General features: G+C 70.9%; 17 protein-coding genes. 14 read left to right on the forward strand and 3 right to left on the reverse strand.

Annotation, left to right across the window (positions count from 1 at the left end):
* Window positions 1-744, reverse strand: a 744-nt coding sequence (locus NBM05_RS13705; protein WP_254168612.1) for a pirin family protein, incomplete at its 3' end; no start/stop codon positions are given.
* A gap of 163 nt (window positions 745-907) precedes the next feature.
* Here NBM05_RS13705 and NBM05_RS13710 point away from each other — a divergent pair.
* Window positions 908-1906 (forward strand): bile acid:sodium symporter family protein, encoded by a 999-nt coding sequence (locus tag NBM05_RS13710; protein WP_254168614.1) that lies wholly within the window; start codon window positions 908-910, stop codon window positions 1904-1906.
* Here NBM05_RS13710 and NBM05_RS13715 read toward each other — a convergent pair.
* Entirely contained in the window at window positions 1903-5199 is a 3297-nt protein-coding gene (locus tag NBM05_RS13715; RefSeq protein WP_254168616.1) for a beta-phosphoglucomutase family hydrolase, read from the reverse strand. The two genes, NBM05_RS13710 and NBM05_RS13715, sit on opposite strands and share 4 nt — an antisense overlap.
* A gap of 257 nt (window positions 5200-5456) precedes the next feature.
* Between NBM05_RS13715 and glyA the strand changes: the two genes are divergently transcribed.
* The 6 genes from glyA to NBM05_RS13745 all read left to right on the forward strand — a co-directional run bounded on the left by glyA (window position 5457) and on the right by NBM05_RS13745 (window position 10924).
* Window positions 5457-6743 carry a serine hydroxymethyltransferase gene (gene glyA / locus NBM05_RS13720; RefSeq protein ID WP_254168618.1) on the forward strand — a complete coding sequence of 429 codons (1287 nt, stop codon included), beginning with the start codon at window positions 5457-5459 and terminating at the stop codon, window positions 6741-6743.
* A gap of 2 nt (window positions 6744-6745) precedes the next feature.
* A complete protein-coding gene (locus NBM05_RS13725) occupies window positions 6746-7669 on the forward strand; it encodes a bifunctional methylenetetrahydrofolate dehydrogenase/methenyltetrahydrofolate cyclohydrolase (protein ID WP_254168620.1) in 924 nt (307 codons plus the stop codon).
* Window positions 7670-7747: 78 nt separating this feature from the next.
* Entirely contained in the window at window positions 7748-8281 is a 534-nt protein-coding gene (locus NBM05_RS13730) for a hypothetical protein (RefSeq protein WP_254168622.1), read from the forward strand.
* Between the two features lie 83 nt (window positions 8282-8364).
* Window positions 8365-9219: an exodeoxyribonuclease III gene (locus NBM05_RS13735; protein WP_254168624.1), complete on the forward strand. Its 855-nt coding sequence runs from the start codon at window positions 8365-8367 to the stop codon at window positions 9217-9219.
* 68 nt (window positions 9220-9287) lie between these two features.
* On the forward strand, window positions 9288-10340 hold the full coding sequence (gene trpS / locus NBM05_RS13740; protein WP_254168626.1) for a tryptophan--tRNA ligase: 1053 nt from the start codon (window positions 9288-9290) through the stop codon (window positions 10338-10340).
* Between the two features lie 14 nt (window positions 10341-10354).
* Entirely contained in the window at window positions 10355-10924 is a 570-nt protein-coding gene (locus NBM05_RS13745; RefSeq protein ID WP_254168629.1) for a 2'-5' RNA ligase family protein, read from the forward strand.
* Window positions 10925-11101: 177 nt separating this feature from the next.
* Here the strand turns inward: NBM05_RS13745 and NBM05_RS13750 are convergent, their stop codons facing one another.
* The gene (locus NBM05_RS13750) at window positions 11102-12211 is read right to left on the reverse strand and encodes a mannose-1-phosphate guanylyltransferase (protein ID WP_254168631.1); all 1110 of its coding nucleotides are present in this window, start codon (window positions 12209-12211) and stop codon (window positions 11102-11104) included.
* Between the two features lie 359 nt (window positions 12212-12570).
* On the opposite strand from NBM05_RS13750, the gene sdhC reads away from it, so the two are divergent.
* The 7 genes from sdhC to NBM05_RS13785 all read left to right on the forward strand — a co-directional run.
* On the forward strand, window positions 12571-12951 hold the full coding sequence (gene sdhC / locus NBM05_RS13755; protein ID WP_254168633.1) for a succinate dehydrogenase, cytochrome b556 subunit: 381 nt from the start codon (window positions 12571-12573) through the stop codon (window positions 12949-12951).
* A gap of 3 nt (window positions 12952-12954) precedes the next feature.
* Window positions 12955-13440 carry a succinate dehydrogenase hydrophobic membrane anchor subunit gene (locus tag NBM05_RS13760; protein ID WP_254168635.1) on the forward strand — a complete coding sequence of 162 codons (486 nt, stop codon included), beginning with the start codon at window positions 12955-12957 and terminating at the stop codon, window positions 13438-13440.
* 90 nt (window positions 13441-13530) lie between these two features.
* The gene (sdhA, locus tag NBM05_RS13765) at window positions 13531-15291 is read left to right on the forward strand and encodes a succinate dehydrogenase flavoprotein subunit (protein ID WP_254168637.1); all 1761 of its coding nucleotides are present in this window, start codon (window positions 13531-13533) and stop codon (window positions 15289-15291) included.
* Window positions 15291-16082: a succinate dehydrogenase iron-sulfur subunit gene (locus NBM05_RS13770; RefSeq protein ID WP_254168639.1), complete on the forward strand. Its 792-nt coding sequence runs from the start codon at window positions 15291-15293 to the stop codon at window positions 16080-16082. Before sdhA ends, NBM05_RS13770 begins: the two co-directional genes overlap by 1 nt.
* 136 nt (window positions 16083-16218) lie before the next feature.
* Window positions 16219-17439 carry an amidohydrolase gene (locus tag NBM05_RS13775; RefSeq protein WP_254168641.1) on the forward strand — a complete coding sequence of 407 codons (1221 nt, stop codon included), beginning with the start codon at window positions 16219-16221 and terminating at the stop codon, window positions 17437-17439.
* 170 nt (window positions 17440-17609) lie between these two features.
* On the forward strand, window positions 17610-18728 hold the full coding sequence (locus tag NBM05_RS13780; protein WP_254168642.1) for a BMP family lipoprotein: 1119 nt from the start codon (window positions 17610-17612) through the stop codon (window positions 18726-18728).
* Between the two features lie 114 nt (window positions 18729-18842).
* On the forward strand, window positions 18843-20457 hold a 1615-nt coding region (locus NBM05_RS13785), incomplete at its 3' end, for an ABC transporter ATP-binding protein (protein ID WP_254168644.1).

Consider the following 20457-nt stretch of genomic DNA (forward strand, 5'->3'; position numbering starts at 1 on the left):
GTGGACGGCTGTCGGCCGGTCGACGACTGTCGGCCGGACGTGGCCGATCGGCCAAGGGGGCTGGTCGGCCATGACCGGTCGGTCGATGCCGGCCGGTGCCGCCCTCCGCGATCCGCGGGCGTCGAGGCGGGCCCCCGGCTCCAGGCGCAGATCGGCGCCGGTGAGGGGCAGGTGGGTGCGGATGGGGGACGAGGCGCCGAGCAGCGTGCCGGCGAACACCAGAGCGGCGTACCCCGGGCCGAGGACGGGCTCGGGCCGGTGCGAGGCCAGGGACGGCTCCGAGAAGCGGGCCCGATCCGGGAACGCGTACCAGAGCTGGACGCCGTGGAGCACCCCGGTGTCGGCGGTGGAGAACTCCTGGTGGGTGATGCCCGCCCCGGCGTTCATCAGGTGCACCTCGCCGGGCCGCACGGTCGCCCAGTTCCCGGCCGAGTCGAGGTGGTCGATCCTCCCCTCGAACAGCCAGGAGACGGTCGCCAGCCCCGTGTGCGGGTGCCGGGCCACCCGCATGCCGCCGGCGGCGACGTCCTCGGGCCCGTAGGAGTCCAGGAAGCACCAGGCGCCCACGAGCGAGCGTTCACGCTGGGGGAGGACCCGCCGGACCCCCATCGCGCGGGGCCCGCCGAGCGGGACCTCCCGCGGCGGGAGCATCTCCAGCGGCGGCGTCCCGGCCGGAGCGGCGCCGGGCGGGGGCGGCTCGTTCGCGCAGACCCGTTCGGCGGGGTGGGCCTCGGTGTTGCTCATGGGACTCCTCGCCGACCCGGTCCCGGCGTCGCGGGTCTCGCCGTGCCGGCCCGTGCGGCCGGTGTGACCCCAGACTACCCACGTCCTGACGGGACCGCCCATCAGCTGGGACGCCGCCGGCCCGAGGGCGGGGCCCGCGCGCGGATCTGGTAGACCGGTGACCATGTCTTCATCAACCGCTCGCACGGCCGAGGATCGCAGCGCCCTGGTCGCGGTGACCCTCTTCCCGCTGCTCATCCTCGCGGCCGGCGTCGTCGGCTTCCTCTTCCCGCCCGCCTTCGCGGGCCTGTCCGGGCTCGTGAACCCGCTGCTCGGCGTCGTCATGTTCGGCATGGGGCTCACGCTGACCTGGCCCGACGTCGCCCTGGTGGCGCGGAAGCCGATCCCGGTGGTGATCGGCGTGGTCGCCCAGTTCGTCATCATGCCGCTGGTCGGGGCGGGGGTCGCCTGGGCGCTGCAGCTTCCGCCGGCGCTCGCGGCCGGCGTGATCCTGGTGGGGTGCTGCCCCGGGGGCACGGCGTCGAACGTGGTGTCCTACCTGGCCAAGGGCGACGTCGCGCTCTCGGTGGCCATGACCTCCATCTCGACGCTGATCGCCCCGTTCCTGACGCCGCTGCTGTGCATGTGGCTCGCGGGGCAGTACATGGACGTCGACGGCGGGGCCATGATGCTGTCCATCCTGCAGGTGGTCCTGGCGCCCGTGCTGGCGGGCGTCCTCGTCCGGTGGCTGCTGCCGCGGCTCGTCCTGGCCGTGACCCCCGCCCTGCCGTGGATCTCGGTCGCGGCGATCTCGGCGATCGTCATGATCGTCGTCGCGGGCTCGGCCGAGGCGATCGTCTCGGCGGGGCTCCTGGTCCTGCTGGCCGTGATCCTGCACAACGGCCTCGGCTACCTGCTGGGCTACGGCGCCGCGGCGCTGTGCGGCGTGCCGATCACCGGGCGGCGCACCACGGCCATCGAGGTCGGGATGCAGAACTCCGGCCTCGCGACCTCCCTGGCCCGGACGTACCTCACCCCCGAGGCGGCCCTGCCGGGCGCGGTGTTCTCGGTGTGGCACAACGTCTCCGGGGCGCTGGTGGCGGCCTTCCTGCGCCGCCGCGGACTGCCCGCCGACGCCGACGCCCGGCCCGTCTCGTCAGCGCACGGCGCGGGATCGCCCTAGCCGAGCTCCGCCAGCGGGCGCTCGAAGGACTCGCCGCCGGACAGCACGGTGGTGTGATCGCCGATCCGGACCATGACGTCGGGGGCGCGGCGCGAGCGCGCGGTGACCCGGACGTTCTCGCCGTCGATGAACACGTCCAGCAGCTGCCCGCGGTACTGCACCTCGAAGCCCACCGAGCGGAGGTGCTCAGGCATCGAGGGGTCCAGGCTGATGCAGTCGTCGTAGACCTGCAGGCCCGCGTAGGCCCGCTGGATCACGTCCAGGGTCCCGCACATCGCCCCCAGGTGGATGCCCTCCTGGGTCGTGCCGCCCTGGGTGTCGTCCAGGTCGGCGGACAGCGCGTCCTGGTACACCGACCACGAGTGGTGCCGGTCCACGCGCGCCAGGATGGAGGCCGTGACCACCCGCGAGAGGGTCGAGCCGTTGGAGGTGCGCTGGAGGTAGTAGCGGATGGTCTCCCGGATGCACTCCACGGGCACGTCGTACCCGAGGTGGTGCAGCTCGGTCTTCAGCCCGTGCTGGCCGAACAGGTACACCAGCATGAGGGTGTCGGCCTGCTTGGACAGCTTGTAGTCGTTGGTGTCGTCGCCCTCGGCCTCGAGGATCAGGTCCATCCGCCCGATGTTGCCGTACTTCCGGCGGTAGTAGTCCCAGTCGAGCTCGCGGAGGTCGTCATACCCCTCGAACTGGCTGATGGTGCCGTTGGCGTTGAAGGGCACGGCCATGTGCTGCGACATCCTGCGCCACAGGTCCAGCTCGGCGTCGCGGATCCCGTGCGCCGAGCGGACGCGGTCCGCGAGGTGCTCCGGCAGCTGGTCGAAGATCTCGGTGACCCGCCGGAACATCCACGCCGCCATGATGTTGGTGTACGCGTTGTCCTTGACGCCGCCGCCGTAGACGGATCCGGGGTAGCCGTCGTGGTACTCGTCCGGGCCCATGGCCCCGTTGATGTGGAACCGGCCGTCGGACTCGTCGTAGCTGACCAGGCACGCGAAGAACCGGGCGATCTCGATCATCAGCTCGGAGCCCTCGTGGCCCAGCCAGGAGATGTCCTCGGTCGCCTGGTAGTACTGCCACGCGTTGTACGCGATGGACAGCCCCACGTGGAACTGGCGCCAGGAGTTGTCGGGCATCCACCGCTCGGAGTGCGGGTTGTACAGCTCGACCGGGGTCTCCTCCCGGCCGTCCGAGCCGGACTGCCACGGGAACATGGCGCCCTCCGCCCCGAACTCCCGCGCCTTGTGCCGCGCGCCGGGCAGCCGCGACCAGCGGTAGGCCAGCAGGGCCTTGGTCACGAAGGGCAACCGCATGGTGATGATCGGGAGGATGAAGATCTCGTCCCAGAAGATGTGGCCGCGGTAGCCCTCGCCGTGCAGGCCGCGGGCCGTGACCCCGGCGTCGGAGAGCGCCACGTTGGGCCCCAGCGTCTGCACGATGTGGAAGATGTGCAGGCGCAGGGCCAGCATGGTCGTGATGTCGGTGTCGATGTCGACCGAGAACCGGGCCCACAGCCGGGACCAGGTCTGAGAGTGCGGACCGTAGAGCGCCTTGAACCCGGTGGGGTTGCGGTTGAGCATCTCGACCGCGCCGAGGGCGGCGGAGGCGATCGCGGAGTCCCGGGAGGTCACCACGGCCGTGGTGGTGTCGAAGGTGATGCCGTGGCCGTCGTGCGCGTTGAGGTGGTACCGGCGCATCTCGACGCCGCCGGGCCGGATCTCGCGCTCCAGGCGCGACTCGGCGCCCTCGGTCACCTTGGTGCGCTGGGCGATGGCGACCTCGTGCTCCGACTGGTTGGTGCGCACCACGTTGATCAGGGTGTTGTCGGGGAGCGTCGTCGAGGTCTCGGCCACCAGGTGGTGCCGGGCGAGCTCGCGGTACTCCGCGACGTTGTTGTTGGTCACCGAGGGGTCGATGCCGTTGCGCACGTGGATGCGGCCGGACCAGCCCTCGGGGGTCAGCGTGGTCTCCATGGCGGCCAGGTGCCGGTTGGCCATCGAGACCAGGCGCCGCTGGACGACGCGCAGGCGGCGCGGGGTCCCGCGCTGACGCCGGGACTCGTCCGGGAAGACCTCCTCGAGCAGGGCCTCGCGGCGCAGGACGCCGTGGCGCAGGTCCAGCTCGGTGAGCTCCTCGAGGGGGCGCAGCCCGCCCTCGGACCACCACTCGCCGTCGCGCAGGCGCACGTCGAGGCACAGGAAGTTGGGGACGTTGACCATCGACTCGTGCTCGAGGTTGCGTCCGTTGATGTGCGAGACGACCCGGTTGAAGACTCCGGAGATGTACGTGCCCGGGTAGTGCACGCCGTCGTCCTGCCGCTCGGCCTTGACCCCGCGGACCCCCATGTAGCCGTTGGCCAGGGTCAGCAGGGACTCGCGGTGGCCCTCGTGCTTGGGGTCGTAGCCGCGGTAGGCCAGCTTCCAGGAGTCGTCGCGGACCAGGCCCAGGTCCAGCTCGGCGACGTCGTTGTGCACGACGTCGGCGCCCGCCCGCTGGAGGTCGTGCCGGTCCCCGTGGCGGTTGATGCCCACGACCAGGCCGAAGCCCCCGGCCCGCGCGGCGCGCACGCCCGAGACGGCGTCCTCGATGACCACGGCCTCGGAGGGGTCCACGCCCAGCGCGGTGGTGGCCGCCAGGAACATGTCCGGCGCGGGCTTGCCCGGCAGGCCGTGCTCCTGGGCGTAGGTCCCGTCGATGATCAGCTCGAAGAGGTCGGACAGGCCGGCCGCCTCCAGGACCCGCCGGGAGTTGCGGGACGCGGTGACCAGCGCGATCGGCGTGCCGCCCTCCTTCAGGCGACGCGCGAAGTCCACGGTGCCCTTGAAAACCGTGACGCCGTTGCGCTCCAGCTCGGCCTGGAAGAAGTCGTTCTTGCTGCGCGCCTGGCCGTGCACGGTCCAGGCGCCCGCGGCGTCGAGCTCCGCCCCCTCGGGCAGCGCCGCGTTGCGGGAGGCGAGCAGCGTGCGGACGCCGTCCTCGCGGGACCGGCCGTCCACGTGGGGACGGTAGTCGCGGGAGATGGAAAACTCGCGGCGGTTGATCTCCTCGGCCGCACGGCCGTCGACGGGCTCCAGACGGGGGTCGGCCAGGATCGCGTCGAACAGCGTCTTCCACGCGTTCGAGTGGGCCGTGGCGGTGTCGGTGACCACGCCGTCCATGTCGAAGATGACCGCGCGGTAGGGGACCATCATGGGCAGCACCGGCCGCCAGGCCTCCTGACCCGCCGAGGGGTGGAAGGGGGCCCCCGACCGGAGGTTCAGAGGATCCGATGACGCGAGGGAGTTCAGGGGATTCATGAGAGGCTCTTCCAGCGGATAGACGTCAGGAGCTTCAGACTATTAAACACCGATCCTCCCGGAGCGGAATGGTTCTGTACCCACTGTAAGGACTCTCACCCGCCGCGCATTCCCGCTGTGGAGAACGGATTTCCAGCGCGGCATCCCGCCCTGTGGACAAGGGGGCCCGGAGGGTCCTCGTGTCCTAGACTGTGTGGGACAGCTTTCAGGTGCGCCGCGCCACCGAGGTGGCGTGCGCCAGTCGTATCAGGAGAAGCATGAGCAACCCTTCCGCCCGGGAAGTCAACAACCTTCCGCTGTCCGAGCTCGACCCCGAGGTGGCGGAGGCCATCCAGAACGAGCTGGGCCGCCAGCGCAACACCCTGGAGATGATCGCCTCCGAGAACTTCGCCCCGCGCGCGGTGCTGGAGGCCCAGGGCTCGGTCCTCACCAACAAGTACGCCGAGGGGTACCCGGGCCGCCGGTACTACGGGGGCTGCGAGTACGTCGACGTCGTCGAGGACCTGGCCCGCGACCGCGCGAAGGCCCTCTTCGGCGCCGAGCACGCCAACGTCCAGCCCCACTCGGGCGCCCAGGCCAACACCGCCGTGATGATGGCGCTCATGCAGCCCGGGGACACCCTGATGGGCCTCTCCCTGGCCCACGGCGGCCACCTGACCCACGGCATGAAGCTCAACGTCTCCGGCAAGCTGTACAACATCGCCGCCTACGAGCTCGACCCGGAGACGGGCCGCCTGGACATGGACAAGGTCCGCGAGGTCGCGCTGGAGGCGAAGCCCAAGGTGATCGTCGCCGGCTGGTCGGCCTACCCCCGCGAGCAGGACTTCGCCGCCTTCCGCCGCATCGCCGACGAGGTCGGCGCCTACCTGTGGGTCGACATGGCCCACTTCGCCGGCCTGGTGGCCGCGGGCATCCACGCCAACCCCGTGCCGCACGCCCACGTGGTGACCTCCACGGTCCACAAGACCCTCGCCGGCCCGCGCTCCGGCGTCATCCTGTGCATCGAGGACCTCAAGAAGAAGATCGACTCCGCCGTCTTCCCGGGCCAGCAGGGCGGGCCGCTCATGCACGCCATCGCCGGCAAGGCCGTGGCCTTCAAGATCGCCGCCTCCGAGGAGTTCAAGGACCGTCAGCGCCGCACGGTGGAGGGCGCCCGCGCGCTGGCCGACCGCCTGGCCCAGTCCGACGTCGCCGAGGCCGGCATCAAGGTCCTCTCCGGCGGCACCGACGTGCACCTGGTGCTGGTCGACCTGCGCGACTCCGAGCTCGACGGCCGCCAGGCCGAGGACGTCCTGCACGAGGTCGGCATCACGGTGAACCGCAACGCCGTGCCGAACGACCCCCGCCCGCCGATGGTCACCTCGGGCCTGCGCATCGGCACCCCCGCGCTCGCGACCCGCGGCTTCGGCAAGGAGCAGTTCGAGGAGGTCGCGGACATCATCGCCGGCGCCCTGACCCCGAGCCCCGACGTCGAGGCCCTGCGCGCCCGCGTGGACCGCCTGGCCCAGGACTTCCCGCTCTACGAGGGCCTGGAGAGCTGGTAGGAATGGCGGAGACCGAACAGCAGACGACGCAGGCGCCCGCCGCACAGGGCCCCCAGCGGCTCGACGGCACGGCCACCGCGGGCGCCATCAAGGGCGAGCTCGCCGAGCGGGTGGCGCGCCTGAAGGAGCGGGGGATCGTCCCCGGCCTGGCGACCGTGCTGGTCGGGGACGACCCGGCGTCGCACTCCTACGTGGGCGGCAAGCACCGCGACTGCGCCGAGGTCGGCATCGCCTCGATCCGCAGGGAGCTGCCGGAGACCGTCTCGCAGGAGGAGCTGGAGGCCGTCATCGACGAGCTGAACGCCGACCCGGCCTGCACCGGCTACATCGTGCAGCTGCCCCTGCCCGGGCACATCGACACCCAGGCCATCCTGGAGCGGATCGACCCGGACAAGGACGCCGACGGCCTCCACCCGACCAACCTGGGCCGGCTGGTGCTCGACGTCTACGGCGAGGGCGAGGCCCCGCTGCCGTGCACCCCGCACGGGATCGTCGAGCTGCTGCGCCGGCACCACATCGACCTCGTCGGCAAGGACGTGGTCGTGCTCGGCCGGGGGATCACCGTGGGCAGGCCGCTGGGGCTGCTGCTGTCCCGCCGCGACGTCAACGCGACCGTGACGCTCGCGCACACCGGCACGCGGGACCTCGACGCGGTGCTGAGCCGGGCCGACGTCGTCGTGGCCGCGATCGGGGTCCCGCACGCCGTGCGGCCCGAGCAGGTCAAGGACGGCGTGGTGCTCCTCGACGTCGGGGTCTCCCGCGTGCTGGACACCGCGACCGGGAAGAAGCGGCTGACCGGGGACGTCCACCCCGAGGCGGCGGCCAAGGCCTCGTGGGTCTCGCCCAACCCGGGCGGCGTCGGGCCCATGACCCGCGCCATGCTGCTGGTGAACGTGGTCGACGCCGCGGAGCGCGCGGCGGCCTGACCCGTCCGCGCCGGGGAGTCCTCCGGGACTTCCCGGCGCGGGCCCCTGCGCCCGCGCCGCGCTTGTACAATGGGCACCATGCATTCGATCGGACCCAACGACCCCCGCATGCCCGGCTCCGCCACCGACCGCAGGACCTCCCGGACCGCCCTGTGGGCGACCGTGATCGGCATGGCGGTGCTCGTGCTGATCTTCGTCTTCGCCATCATCCAGGCCGCCAACGAGTCATCGGTGCTGGGCTGGATCCTCGCGGCGATCGCGGGCGGCTGGCTCGCCATCGCCGTGTACGTGCTGTTCATGGTGCGCGGGACGCTGCGCTTCGGCCGCGACGCGATGACCCGCATGGAGAACGAGCTGCGCGGCGCCTCCGGGCGGGCCCCCGCCGCGGCGACCTCCGCCGGCGAGGGCGACGCGATCCGCGACCAGAAGATCGCCCACAGCTTCCAGATCGTCCTCGTCCAGGCCAAGGTCCTCAGCGAGGAGCTGGACAAGGGCGAGCAGGCGGAGCGGGAGCAGATCGACCGGGCCGTCGACACCATCAACATCACCGCCAAGAACGGCATGGGCATGGTCCGCTCGGACGGCCCGATCAGCGGCACCGTCGTCGACTGACCACCTCCTCACGCCCCGCGCGCGGGCCGCGTCCCCGACCGGATCTCACGCGCGCCCTCCCGGCACGAAAGGAATCCTCCCCGATGGCGGAAACCACCCCGAACACCCGGCCCCTGCGCGTGGCCACCGTGAACGTCAACGGCATCCGCGCCGCCTACAAGCGCGACATGGCCGGCTGGCTGGCCGAGCGCGGCGTCGACATCCTGTGCCTGCAGGAGGTGCGCGCCCCGGACAAGATCGTCCGTGAGCTCCTGGACGAGGAGCGCTGGGACATCCTCCACGCCGAGGCCGAGGCCAAGGGGCGCGCTGGGGTCGCCATCGCGACCCGTCGCCCCGCCGAGGGCGAGGACGCCCCGCACGGCGAGCTGCTGGAGACCCGCGACCACATCGGCGACGAGTACTTCGCCACCGCCGGGCGCTGGGTCGAGGCCGACTACCGGCTGCCCAGCGGTCAGACGCTCACCGTGGTCTCGGCCTACGTCCACTCGGGCGACGTCGGCACGCCCAAGCAGGACGACAAGTACCGGTTCCTGGACGTCATGCTGGAGCGCCTGCCCGCGCTGGCCGAGCGCTCCGACCACGTGCTGATCGTGGGCGACCTCAACGTGGGCCACACCGAGCTGGACATCAAGAACTGGAAGGGCAACCTCAAGAACGCGGGCTTCCTCCCCGAGGAGCGGGCCTACTTCGACCGGTTCTTCGGCGACGTCGGGTACGTCGACGTCGCCCGCAGCCTCGCCGGCGAGGTCCCCGGCCCGTACACGTGGTGGTCCTACCGCGGCCAGGCCTTCGACAACGACGCCGGCTGGCGCATCGACTACCACATGGCCACCCCCGCGCTGGCCGGTTCCGCGGCCGACGCCGTCGTGGACCGCGCCCCCAGCTACGACACCCGGTTCTCCGACCACGCCCCGGTCGTGGTGGACTACCGCGTCTGAGACCCCGCCCGCCGCGGGGCCTCCCGCCCGGCGGGCCGAACCCCGCAGCACCCACGAGGAAGAAGCAGATGACCCAGACCCCCGCCGCCGCACCCGCGGCCGCCGGCACCGCAACCCGCCTCCCGCGCGTCTTCTCCGGGGTGCAGCCCTCGGCCGACTCGATGCACCTGGGCAACTACATCGGGGCGGTGCGCAACTGGGTGGAGATGCAGTCGGACAACGAGTGCATCTACTTCATCCCCGACCAGCACGCCATCACCGTGCCGCAGGACCCCGCCCAGCTGCGCGAGCGCACCCGCCGCACGGCCGCCCAGTACATCGCGGCCGGCATCGACCCGGAGAAGACGCCGTTCTTCGTCCAGTCCCACGTGCCGGGGCACGCGCAGCTGGCATGGGTGCTGTCCTGCATCACCGGCTTCGGCGAGGCCTCGCGCATGACGCAGTTCAAGGACAAGTCGGCCAAGGAGGGCTCCGAGAACGCGACCGCCGGCCTGTTCACCTATCCCGTCCTCATGGCTGCGGACATCCTGCTCTACCAGACCGACCAGGTCCCGGTGGGGGAGGACCAGCGCCAGCACCTCGAGCTGACCCGGAACCTGGCCCAGCGCTTCAACGCCCGCTTCGGCGAGACCTTCACGGTGCCCGAGGCCAAGATCCTCAAGGACACCGCCAAGATCTACGACCTGCAGAACCCGCAGGCCAAGATGTCGAAGTCCTCGGCCTCGCCCAACGGCATCATCTGGCTGCTGGACGAGCGGAAGAAGCTGGCCAAGAAGATCAAGTCGGCCGTCACCGACGACGGCACCGAGATCCGCTTCGACCGCGAGGCCAAGCCGGGCGTATCCAACCTGCTGACCATCTACTCGTCGCTGACGGGGCGCCCGGTCGAGGAGATCGTGGCCGAGTACGAGGGGAAGATGTACGGGCACCTCAAGGTGGGGCTGGCCGACGTCGCCGTCGAGACCCTCGGCCCCATCCGGGAGCGCGCCCTGGAGATCATGGACGACCCGGCCGAGCTGGACCGCCTCCTGGCCGTGGGCGCGGAGAAGGCGCGGGAGATCGCCGGCCCGACCGTCGAGGCGGTCTACGAACGGGTCGGCTTCCTGCCGCCCCGGGGCTAGCGCGGGACGCAGCCATGCAGAGAGGGCGCTCGGAGCCGAGGGAGGCGGGCCCCGACCGGAGTCCCACGCTCGGGTCGGGGCGGTGCTACCTGAGCGTGGTGCTGGAGGTCCCGGAGGAGGTCCGGCGCCTCGTCGCGGCCGGCGGGCGGGAGCCGGCGGACGGCGGGGTGCCCGCCCACATCACGGTGTTCATCACCGAGCGGACCTCGGAGTCCGACCCCGGGGACCAGGCGCTCCTGGAGCGCGTCCGCGCCGCCTGCGCCGGGGTGGGGCCCGGCCCGGTGCGGCTGCGGGGCGCGGCCACGTTCAGACCGGTCAGCGACGTCGTCTACGTCCGGGTCGCCGAGGGCGCGGAGCGCCTGCGGCGGCTCCACCGGGGCTGCGCCGCGGTGCTGCCGGACGCCTCGCCCTTCGACTACCACCCGCACCTCACGGTGGCCCAGGGCCTCGAGGGCGCGGAGCTGGACCGGGTGGCAGCCGAGCTCGCGGACGTCGAGGCGGTGTTCGACGCCGTCTCCCTCGGCGTCTTCACCGGGGACCTCTCGGGGTGGCGCCGCATCGGCGAGATCGCGCTGCGCGCCTGACCGGCGGACGGTCGGCTCTGCGCGCTTTACCGGCGGACGGTCGGCTCTGCGCACCTGACCGGCGGACGGCCGATGCGGTCGCCCGGTCCCATGGCCGCGAGGGCCCGTCCGCGCCGACCTCACCCGGCGGCGGATGCCCCCGTGCGCGTCCGACCTCCGCGGCCGCGCGAGCCCGCCTCAGAGGACGTCGGTCTCGCCGTTCTTCTTGAGGGCGTCGACCGCGTTCTTGACCCGCTGGGCGTGCTCCTGCGTGGTGACCAGCAGGGCGTCGGGGGTGTCGACGACGACGATGTCCTCGATCCCGATCAGCGCCACGATCCGGCTGGTGTCCGAGACGACGATGCCCGAGGCGTTGTCGGTCATGACCCGCTTGTTCTTGCCCAGGACCGCGACCTCGTCGACGTCGACGGCGCGGTTCAGCCGGGAGATCGCCGCGAAGTCGCCGACGTCGTCCCACGTGAAGCTGGCCGGGACCATCGCGACGTCGCCCGCCGCGGCCGCGGGCTCCGCCACCGCGTAGTCGATCGCGATCTTGGGCAGCGTCGGCCAGACCCGGTCCATGACCTCGTCCCGGGCGTCGGTCTCCCAGGCGTCGGCGATCTCCACGATGCCGGCGTGCAGCTCGGGCTGGCTGGCCTCCAGGTGCTGGAGCAGCAGCCGGGCCGGGGCGACGAACATGCCGGCGTTCCAGGCGTACTCGCCGCTGCGCACGTACTCGCGGGCGGTGTCCGCGTCGGGCTTCTCCACGAACTCGGCGACCTTGAGCGCGCTGGGCGCGGTCTCGACGCCGAGGCTCTCGGCCGCCCGGATGTAGCCGAACCCCGTGGACGGGGAGGTGGGGGTGACCCCGATGGTCACGATGCGCCCGGTCGCGGCGGCCTCCACGGCCTCGCGCACGGCGCGGTGAAAGACCTCGGTGGGCTCGATGACGTGGTCGGCGGCGAAGGAGCCGACGATCGCCTCCGGGTCGCGACGGGCCAGGATGGCGCTCGCGAGCCCGATGGCCGCACCGGAGTCCTTGGGCGAGGGCTCGAGGACGAGGTCCACCTCGGCGCACTCCGGAAGCTGCTGGCGGACCGCGGGGGCGTGGGAGCGCCCCGTGATCACCATCACCCCGTCCTCGCCGAGGTCGACCAGGCGGTCGTAGGTGGACCGCAGGAGCGAGCTGCCGGAGCCGGTGAGGTCCAGGAGGAACTTCGGGGCGTCGGCGCGCGAGAGCGGCCAGAGGCGGGAACCCACGCCGCCGGCCGGGATGAAGGGATGGAAGTGTTCGATTGCAGAGCTCATCGTCTCCAGGGTATCCGGTAATCCTGCGACAGCCCGAAAGCGGTCCGTCCGGTGACTTCAGGGCGCGATGACCCTAAGTGGCGCTCGGGCCTTCCCCGTCGTGGCGCGGGGGAGCCCCCGACGCTGGGCAATAGAGCATCCTTTTGTGAGCTATTCCCGCGTCATTCCGGGCCTTCGCGGGCGGACACAGTGTCACTAAGGGTGCCCCGCTGCTGGTAATGTGGAGGGGAGAACTCGCACACCTCCCCGCGTCCGGACCACCGTCCGCTCGGCGCGGACGGTGGGTGAACCGTGGGCCCCGCCGGCCCGGAAGAACCGGCGTCGTGCCCACCCCATTGATCAATCAGGGAGGTTATTCAGTGCCGAATACAGCCAGGGGCACCCTCTACCGCGGCCGCCAGGGCATGTGGTCCTGGGTCGCGCATCGCGTCACGGGTATCGCGATCTTCTTCTTCTTGCTGGTGCACGTGCTCGACACCGCCGTCGTGCGGGTCTCGCCGGAGGCCTACAACGCCGTGATCGCCACCTACCAGAACCCCATCATGGGGCTCGGCGAGGCCGGCCTGGTGGCCGCGATCGTCTACCACGCCTTCAACGGCCTGCGCATCATCCTGGTCGACTTCTGGAAGAACGGCGCGAAGAACCAGAAGGCGATGCTGTGGGGCGTCCTCGTCCTGTGGGTCGTCGTCATGGTCCCGTTCCTGATCCGCCACCTCTCGATCGTCTTTGGAGGGCACTGACCCATGGCAACTCCTCTGAAATCCAAGATCGCCGTCCCCCGCAGCAGCGACAAGTCCGTGGCGGGCGTCAAGTACAACCGCTCGGGCCGCAAGCGCAACAACTTCGAGATGTACGCATGGCTCTACATGCGCGTCTCCGGCGTGATCCTGATCGTGCTGATCTTCGGCCACCTCTTCGCCAACCTGATGGTCGGCGACGGCGTCCACGCGATCGACTTCGGCTTCGTCGGCGGCAAGTGGGCCAACCCCTTCTGGCAGGTCTGGGACCTGGTGATGCTGTGGCTCGCGATGATCCACGGCACCAACGGCGTGCGCACCGTGATCGACGACTACGCCGAGCGCGACCGCACGCGGATCTGGCTCAAGGGCCTGCTGTACCTGGGATCCGCCTTCGTGATCCTCGTCGGCACCCTGGTGATCTTCACCTTCGAGCCCTGCCCCGCCGGCGCCGACCCGGAGCTGCTGGCCTCCTTCTGCTCCGCGCCGTAGCCGCGGGCCACACGAGGCCCTGACGGGCGCGGCAGCGCTGCCGCGCCCGTCACCACGAGACGTTTCATCGATAGAAAGAGCATCCCAAGAATGCAGGTTCACAAGTACGATGTGGTCATCGTCGGTGCCGGCGGCGCGGGCATGCGCGCGGCCATCGAGGCCGGGCAGCGCTCCCGCACCGCCGTACTGACCAAGATCTACCCCACGCGCTCCCACACGGGTGCGGCCCAGGGCGGCATGTGCGCCGCGCTGGCCAACGTGGAGGAGGACAACTGGGAATGGCACACCTTCGACACCATCAAGGGCGGCGACTACCTGGTGGACCAGGACGCCGCGGAGGTCATGGCCAAGGAGGCCATCGACGCCGTGCTCGACCTGGAGAAGATGGGCCTGCCGTTCAACCGCACGCCCGAGGGCCGTATCGACCAGCGCCGCTTCGGCGGTCACACGCGTGACCACGGCAAGTCCCCGGTCCGCCGCGCCTGCTACGCGGCCGACCGCACCGGGCACATGATCCTCCAGACGCTCTACCAGAACTGCGTCAAGCACAACGTCGAGTTCTACAACGAGTACTACGTGCTGGACCTGATCATGACCGAGGTCGACGGCGTGCGCCGCCCCTCCGGCGTCGTGAGCTACGACCTGGCTTCGGGCGAGATCCACGTCTTCCAGGCCAAGTCGATCGTGTTCGCCTCCGGCGGCTGCGGCAAGATCTTCAAGACCACCTCCAACGCGCACACCCTGACCGGCGACGGCATGGCCATCGCCCTGCGCAGCGGCCTGCCCCTGGAGGACATGGAGTTCGTCCAGTTCCACCCGACCGGGCTGGCCGGGCTGGGCATCCTCGTCTCCGAGGCGGCCCGCGGCGAGGGCGGCATCCTCCGCAACTCGGAGGGCGAGCGGTTCATGGAGCGCTACGCCCCGACGATCAAGGACCTCGCCCCCCGCGACATCGTGGCCCGCTCGATGGCCAACGAGGTCCGCGAGGGCCGCGGCTGCGGTCCCAACAAGGACTACGTCCTGCTGGACCTGACCCACCTCGAGCCGGCGCACATCGACGCGAAGCTGCCGGACATCACCGAGTTCGCGCGCACCTACCTGGGCGTCGAGCCCTACACGGAGCCCGTGCCGGTGTTCCCGACGGCGCACTACGCGATGGGCGGCATCCCCACCAACATCGAGGCCGAGGTCTTCCGCAACTCCGAGGAGACCATCCCCGGCCTGTACGCGGCCGGCGAGGTCGCCTGCGTCTCGGTGCACGGCTCCAACCGCCTGGGCACCAACTCGCTGCTGGACATCAACGTCTTCGGCCGCCGGGCGGGCATCCAGGCCGCCCAGTACGCCGCCACCGCGGAGTTCCTGCCGATCCCCGACGACGCCACCGAGCGCACCGAGGCCCTGCTGGAACTGATGCGCAGTGGGCACGGCGAGGAGAAGGTCGGCGTGCTGCGCAAGGAGCTGCAGGACGTCATGGACGCCGACATGCAGGTGTTCCGCACCGCCAAGACCATCCACTCGGCACTGGACAAGATCGCCGAGCTCGAGGATCGTTACACCCGGATCGCGATCCAGGACCAGGGCAAGCGCTTCAACCTCGACCTCCTCGAGGCCGTGGAGCTGGGCTTCCTGCTGGAGCTGGCCAAGGTCATGGCGGTCGCCGCGCTGCACCGCGAGGAGTCCCGCGGCGGTCACTTCCGCGAGGACTTCCCGGACCGCGACGACGAGAACTTCATGAAGCACTCGATGGCCTACCTTGATCCCGAGGCGGAGACCGACAGCGTGGCTGGGATCCGTCTGGAGACCAAGCCCGTCATCTTCACCCGCTACGAGCCGATGGAGCGTAAGTACTGATGACTACCCAGGAAAAGGAAGCAGCCGAGCCGGCCTCCAAGGTCGACCTTCCCCAGGAGCAGGGCGGCGGGGGAGAGATCCCCACGTTCGAGGTGACCCTGCGGGTGCGCCGCTACGACCCCGAGGTCTCCGCGGAGCCCCGCTGGGACGAGTGGCAGCTGACGATGTTCGGCACCGACCGCGTCCTCGACGCGCTGCACAAGGTCAAGTGGGAGATCGACGGCTCGCTCTCCTTCCGCCGCTCGTGCGCGCACGGGATCTGCGGCTCGGACGCGATGCGCATCAACGGTCGCAACCGCCTGGCCTGCAAGACCCTGCTGAAGGACCTCGACCTGTCCAAGCCGGTCATCGTCGAGGCCATCAAGGGCCTGCCGTGCGAGAAGGACCTGATCGTGGACATGGAGCCGTTCTTCCAGTCCTACCGCGAGATCATGCCCTTCCTCATGAACGACGGGCACGAGCCCAAGCGCGAGCGCTACCAGTCCGTGGAGGACCGCGAGCGCTTCGACGACACGACCAAGTGCATCCTGTGCGCCGCGTGCACCTCGTCGTGCCCGGTGTTCTGGACCGACGGCCAGTACTTCGGCCCGGCCGCGATCGTCAACGCCCACCGGTTCATCTTCGACTCGCGCGACGACGCCGGGGACCTCCGCCTGGAGATCCTCAACGACAAGGAGGGCGTGTGGCGCTGCCGCACGACCTTCAACTGCACCGACGCCTGCCCCCGCGGCATCCAGGTCACCAAGGCCATCGCCGAGGTCAAGCAGGCGGTCCTGGCCCGGGCCTTCTGACCCCGGCCGCACCGACGACGACGCCGCCCTCCCGCCCCACCCCGGGGCCGGGAGGGCGGCGTCGTCGTGCGTGCGTCACGGGGCGTCACCTCGTTCATCGTCCGCGGGCGTCCGCGGGGGCGCTAGAGTCGTGGGTATGGTCAACAGCCCCATCACTTCCGAACTGGACAGCCAGCAGCCCCTCGTCACGCCGTTCGTGCGGGCCTTCCTGCCCGAGCTGATCGACTTCCGCCGGGCGGTCCACCGGAATCCCGAGCTGTCCTTCCGCGAGCACCGCACCACCGACCGCATCGTGGAGCGGCTCCAGGCCGCGGGCCTGCACCCGGTGCGGCTGACCCCCACGGGGTGCTACGTGGACATCGGTCAGGGGCCGATCGCCGTGGCCCTGCGCGCCGACATCGACGCCCTGCCGATCCAGGAGGAGACCGGGCTGGAGTTCGCCTCGGCCCACGAGGGCGTCATGCACGCCTGCGGGCACGACATCCACCAGACCGTGATGCTCGGCGTCGCCCTGACGCTCGCCGACCTCGACGCCACCTCGGCCCTGGCCGGGACCGTGCGGATCATCTTCCAGCCCGCCGAGGAGAAGCTGCCCGGCGGGGCGCTGGCCTGCATCGAGCAGGGCGCGCTCAAGGGCGTCCCGCGGGCCTTCGCGCTGCACTGCGAGCCCAAGGTCGACGTCGGCCAGGTCGGCACCCGCATCGGCCCCATCACCTCCGCGACCGACACCATCAAGCTGCAGGTCGAGGGACGGGGCGGGCACACCTCGCGGCCCCACCTCACCGAGGACCTGATCTTCGCGATGAGCCAGATCGCGATCAACGTCCCCGCGGTGCTCTCGCGCAACATCGACGCCCGCGCCGGTGTGCTGGTGGTCTGGGGGCAGATCGAGGCGGGCGTGGCCCCGAACGCGATCCCCGGCAGCGGGTACATGGCCGGGACGATGCGCTGCCTCGACGCCGACGCCTGGTACCGCGCCGGCGAGATGCTGGACCGCGTGGTCGAGCAGGTCGCCGCGCCGTACGGCGTCGAGGTCGAGCTGGAGCACGTGCCCGGGGTCCCGCCGGTGGTCAACACCGAGACCGAGACGACGCTGCTGGAGAACGCCGCCCGCGCCGAGCTGGGGGAGGAATCCGTGGTCCTGGTCGAGCAGTCGATGGGAGGTGAGGACTTCGCCTGGATGCTCCAGGAGGTCCCGGGGTCCATGATGCGGCTGGGCACCAGGGTGCCCGGCGGCATCACCTACGACCTGCATCGGCCCGACTACATCGCGGACGAGCGCGCGATCGAGTGCGGGGTGCGCGTCATGGCCGCGACCGCGCTGCGATCCATCCAGTACGAGAACCGTTCGCGCTGATGGGAGCCGGGAACCCGGCGTGACGTGTCCCACGATGGGAGATTTTTCCGGATAGACTGGACGGGTATCGCATTTCACTCAGGGCCGAATGTCCGCGCCGGTGGAAACCCCCGCCGGTCCCGTCACCCACGGGCTCGCGGAGGTCCCCAGGCACTCTCCGGAGGTCACCCATGTCAGTGTCCCGCTCGTCCCGCCGACGCCCCACGATCCTCGCCGCCGGATCCGTCCTCGGCGTCTCCGCCCTGCTCCTGTCCGCCTGCGGCGCGGCCCCCGAGGAGGACTCCGCGGCCTCCGGTGAGAACCAGGACTACGCGGGCTGCATCGTCTCCGACTCCGGCGGCTTCGACGACCGCTCGTTCAACCAGAACAGCTACGAGGGCCTGAAGAAGGCCGAGACCGACTACGGAATCACCACCCGCGAGGCCGAGTCGCAGGCGGTGACCGACTACGACCCCAACATCAACTCGATGGTCCAGAGCGGCTGCAACATGGTCGTCACCGTGGGGTTCAACATCTCGGACCAGACCGCCGCGGCCGCCGAGGCCAACCCGGACACGCACTTCACGATCGTCGACGACAACCAGATCGACCTGCCCAACGTCCGCCCCATCATCTACGACACCTCGCAGGCCGCGTTCCTGGCCGGGTACCTGGCGGCGGGGACCACGGAGACCGGCAAGGTCGCGACCTTCGGCGGCATGGAGATCCCCACCGTCACGATTTTCATGGACGGCTTCGCCGAGGGCGTGAACTACTACAACGAGCAGAAGGGCGAGAACGTCGAGGTGCTCGGCTGGAACGCCGACTCCCAGACCGGCACCTTCACCGGCGACTTCGAGGACACGGGCAAGGGCAAGACCACGACTCAGAACTTCCTCAACGAGGGCGCCGACATCGTGATGCCGGTGGCCGGCCCCGTGGGCAACGGCGCCGTGGACGCGATCACCGAGCGCAACGCCGGCTCCCCGGACGACCCGGCCCGCATCATCTGGGTCGACTCCGACGGCTACGAGACCCTCGCCAGCGGCCAGGAGTACGTGCTGACCTCGGTCATCAAGAAGATGGGCGACGCCGTGGAGACCTCCATCAAGGACGACATCGACGGCAACTTCACCAACGAGCCCTACGTCGGCACGCTGGAGAACGACGGCGTCGGCCTCTCGGACTTCCACGACCAGGCGGGCAACGTCCCCGAGGACCTGCAGACCGAGCTGGACGACATCCGGTCCCGGATCGTCTCCGGCGAGCTGAAGGTCGAGTCCCCGGCCAGCCCGCTGAACAACCAGTAGGCGCCGGCCCTCCCGCCGCATTCCCGCCCGCCGGCCCTCCCGCCGCGCCCCCGTCCGCCGGGCGGCCCGCTCACCCCGCGGGCCGCCCGGCGCCCCTCCTCACGAAAGCACGCGATGAAACTCGAACTGCGCTCGGTGACCAAACGCTTCGGCACGTTCACCGCCAACGACGCGATCGACCTCACGGTCGAGCCCGGCACCGTCCACTGCCTGCTGGGGGAGAACGGCGCCGGGAAGTCGACGCTGATGAACGTCATCTACGGCCTTTACGAGCCGACCGAGGGGGAGATCCTCCTGGACGGCCGCGAGGTCGCCTTCTCCGGCCCCGGCGACGCGATGGCCGCCGGCATCGGCATGGTGCACCAGCACTTCATGCTCGTACCGGTCTTCACGGTGGCCGAGAACGTGGCGCTGGGCTCCGAGACGACCCGGGGCGGGGCGCTGAACCTCGAGGAGACCCGCCGCCGCATCCGGGAGATCTCCGAGCGGTACAACTTCCGGGTGGACCCCGACGCCGTCGTGGAGGACCTGCCCGTGGGCGTGCAGCAGCGGGTCGAGATCATCAAGGCGCTGGTCCGCGACGCCCAGATCCTCATCCTGGACGAGCCGACCGCGGTGCTGACCCCCGAGGAGACCGACGAGCTGCTGGGGATCATGGCCCAGCTGCGCGCGGACGGGAAGTCCCTGCTGTTCATCTCGCACAAGCTGCGGGAGGTCCGGCAGGTCTCCGACGAGATCACCGTGATCCGGCGGGGCAAGGTCGTGGGGACCGTGGAGCCCACGGCCACCACCGCCGAGCTCGCCGCCATGATGGTGGGCCACGACGTGAACCTCACGGTCGCCAAGGACGACGCCGAGCCGGGCGAGGCGGCCTTCGAGGTCAGGGGCCTCTCGCTCGTCTCGCCCACCGGGGTCCAGCTGCTGCGGGGCATCGACCTGGAGGTCCGCCGCGGGGAGATCCTCGCGATCGCCGGGGTGCAGGGCAACGGCCAGACCGAGTTCGCCGAGGCCGTCCTGGGGCTGCACCCGCGCGCCACGGGCAGCCTCGTGCTCGAGGGCCGGGAGCTGCTGGGGCGCTCGCCCAAGCAGGTCATCCGGGCCGGCGTCGGATTCGTCCCGGAGGACCGCACCGTGGAGGGGCTGGTGGGGGCCTTCAGCATCGAGGAGAACCTCGTGCTGAACCTCTTCGACACCCCCGAGTTCTCCGCCGGGCCCTCGCTCAAGCGCGGCGCGATCCGGCGCAACGCCCAGCAGAAGGCGGCCGAGTTCGACATCCGCATGGGCGCGGTCTCCGACGCCGTCGCGACGCTGTCCGGCGGCAACCAGCAGAAGGTCGTCGTCGCGCGGGAGCTGTCCCGCCCGCTCAAGCTCTTCGTGGCCTCACAGCCGACCCGCGGCGTCGACGTCGGCTCGATCGAGTTCATCCACGAGCGGATCGTGGCCGAGCGCGACGCCGGCACACCGGTGGTCATCGTCTCGACCGAGCTGGACGAGATCTACGCCCTGGCCGACCGGATCGCCGTGTTCTTCCACGGCGAGCTGATGGGCGTCGTCGGGCCGGACACCCCGCGCGGGGTCCTCGGCCAGATGATGGCGGGTTCCTCGCGAGAGGAGGCCCTGCAGCGCCAGGGCGAGCCCGAGGACGCGGTTCACGCGGGCACCGCCCCCGAGGCGGGGTCCGCACCCGAGACGGCCGCCACCGGCCCCGGTCCCGCGGGCGCCGCACCGC

Origin of the sequence: Rothia santali (assembly GCF_024199905.1) — a bacterium.
Taxonomy (GTDB): Bacteria; Actinomycetota; Actinomycetes; order Actinomycetales; family Micrococcaceae; genus Rothia; species Rothia santali.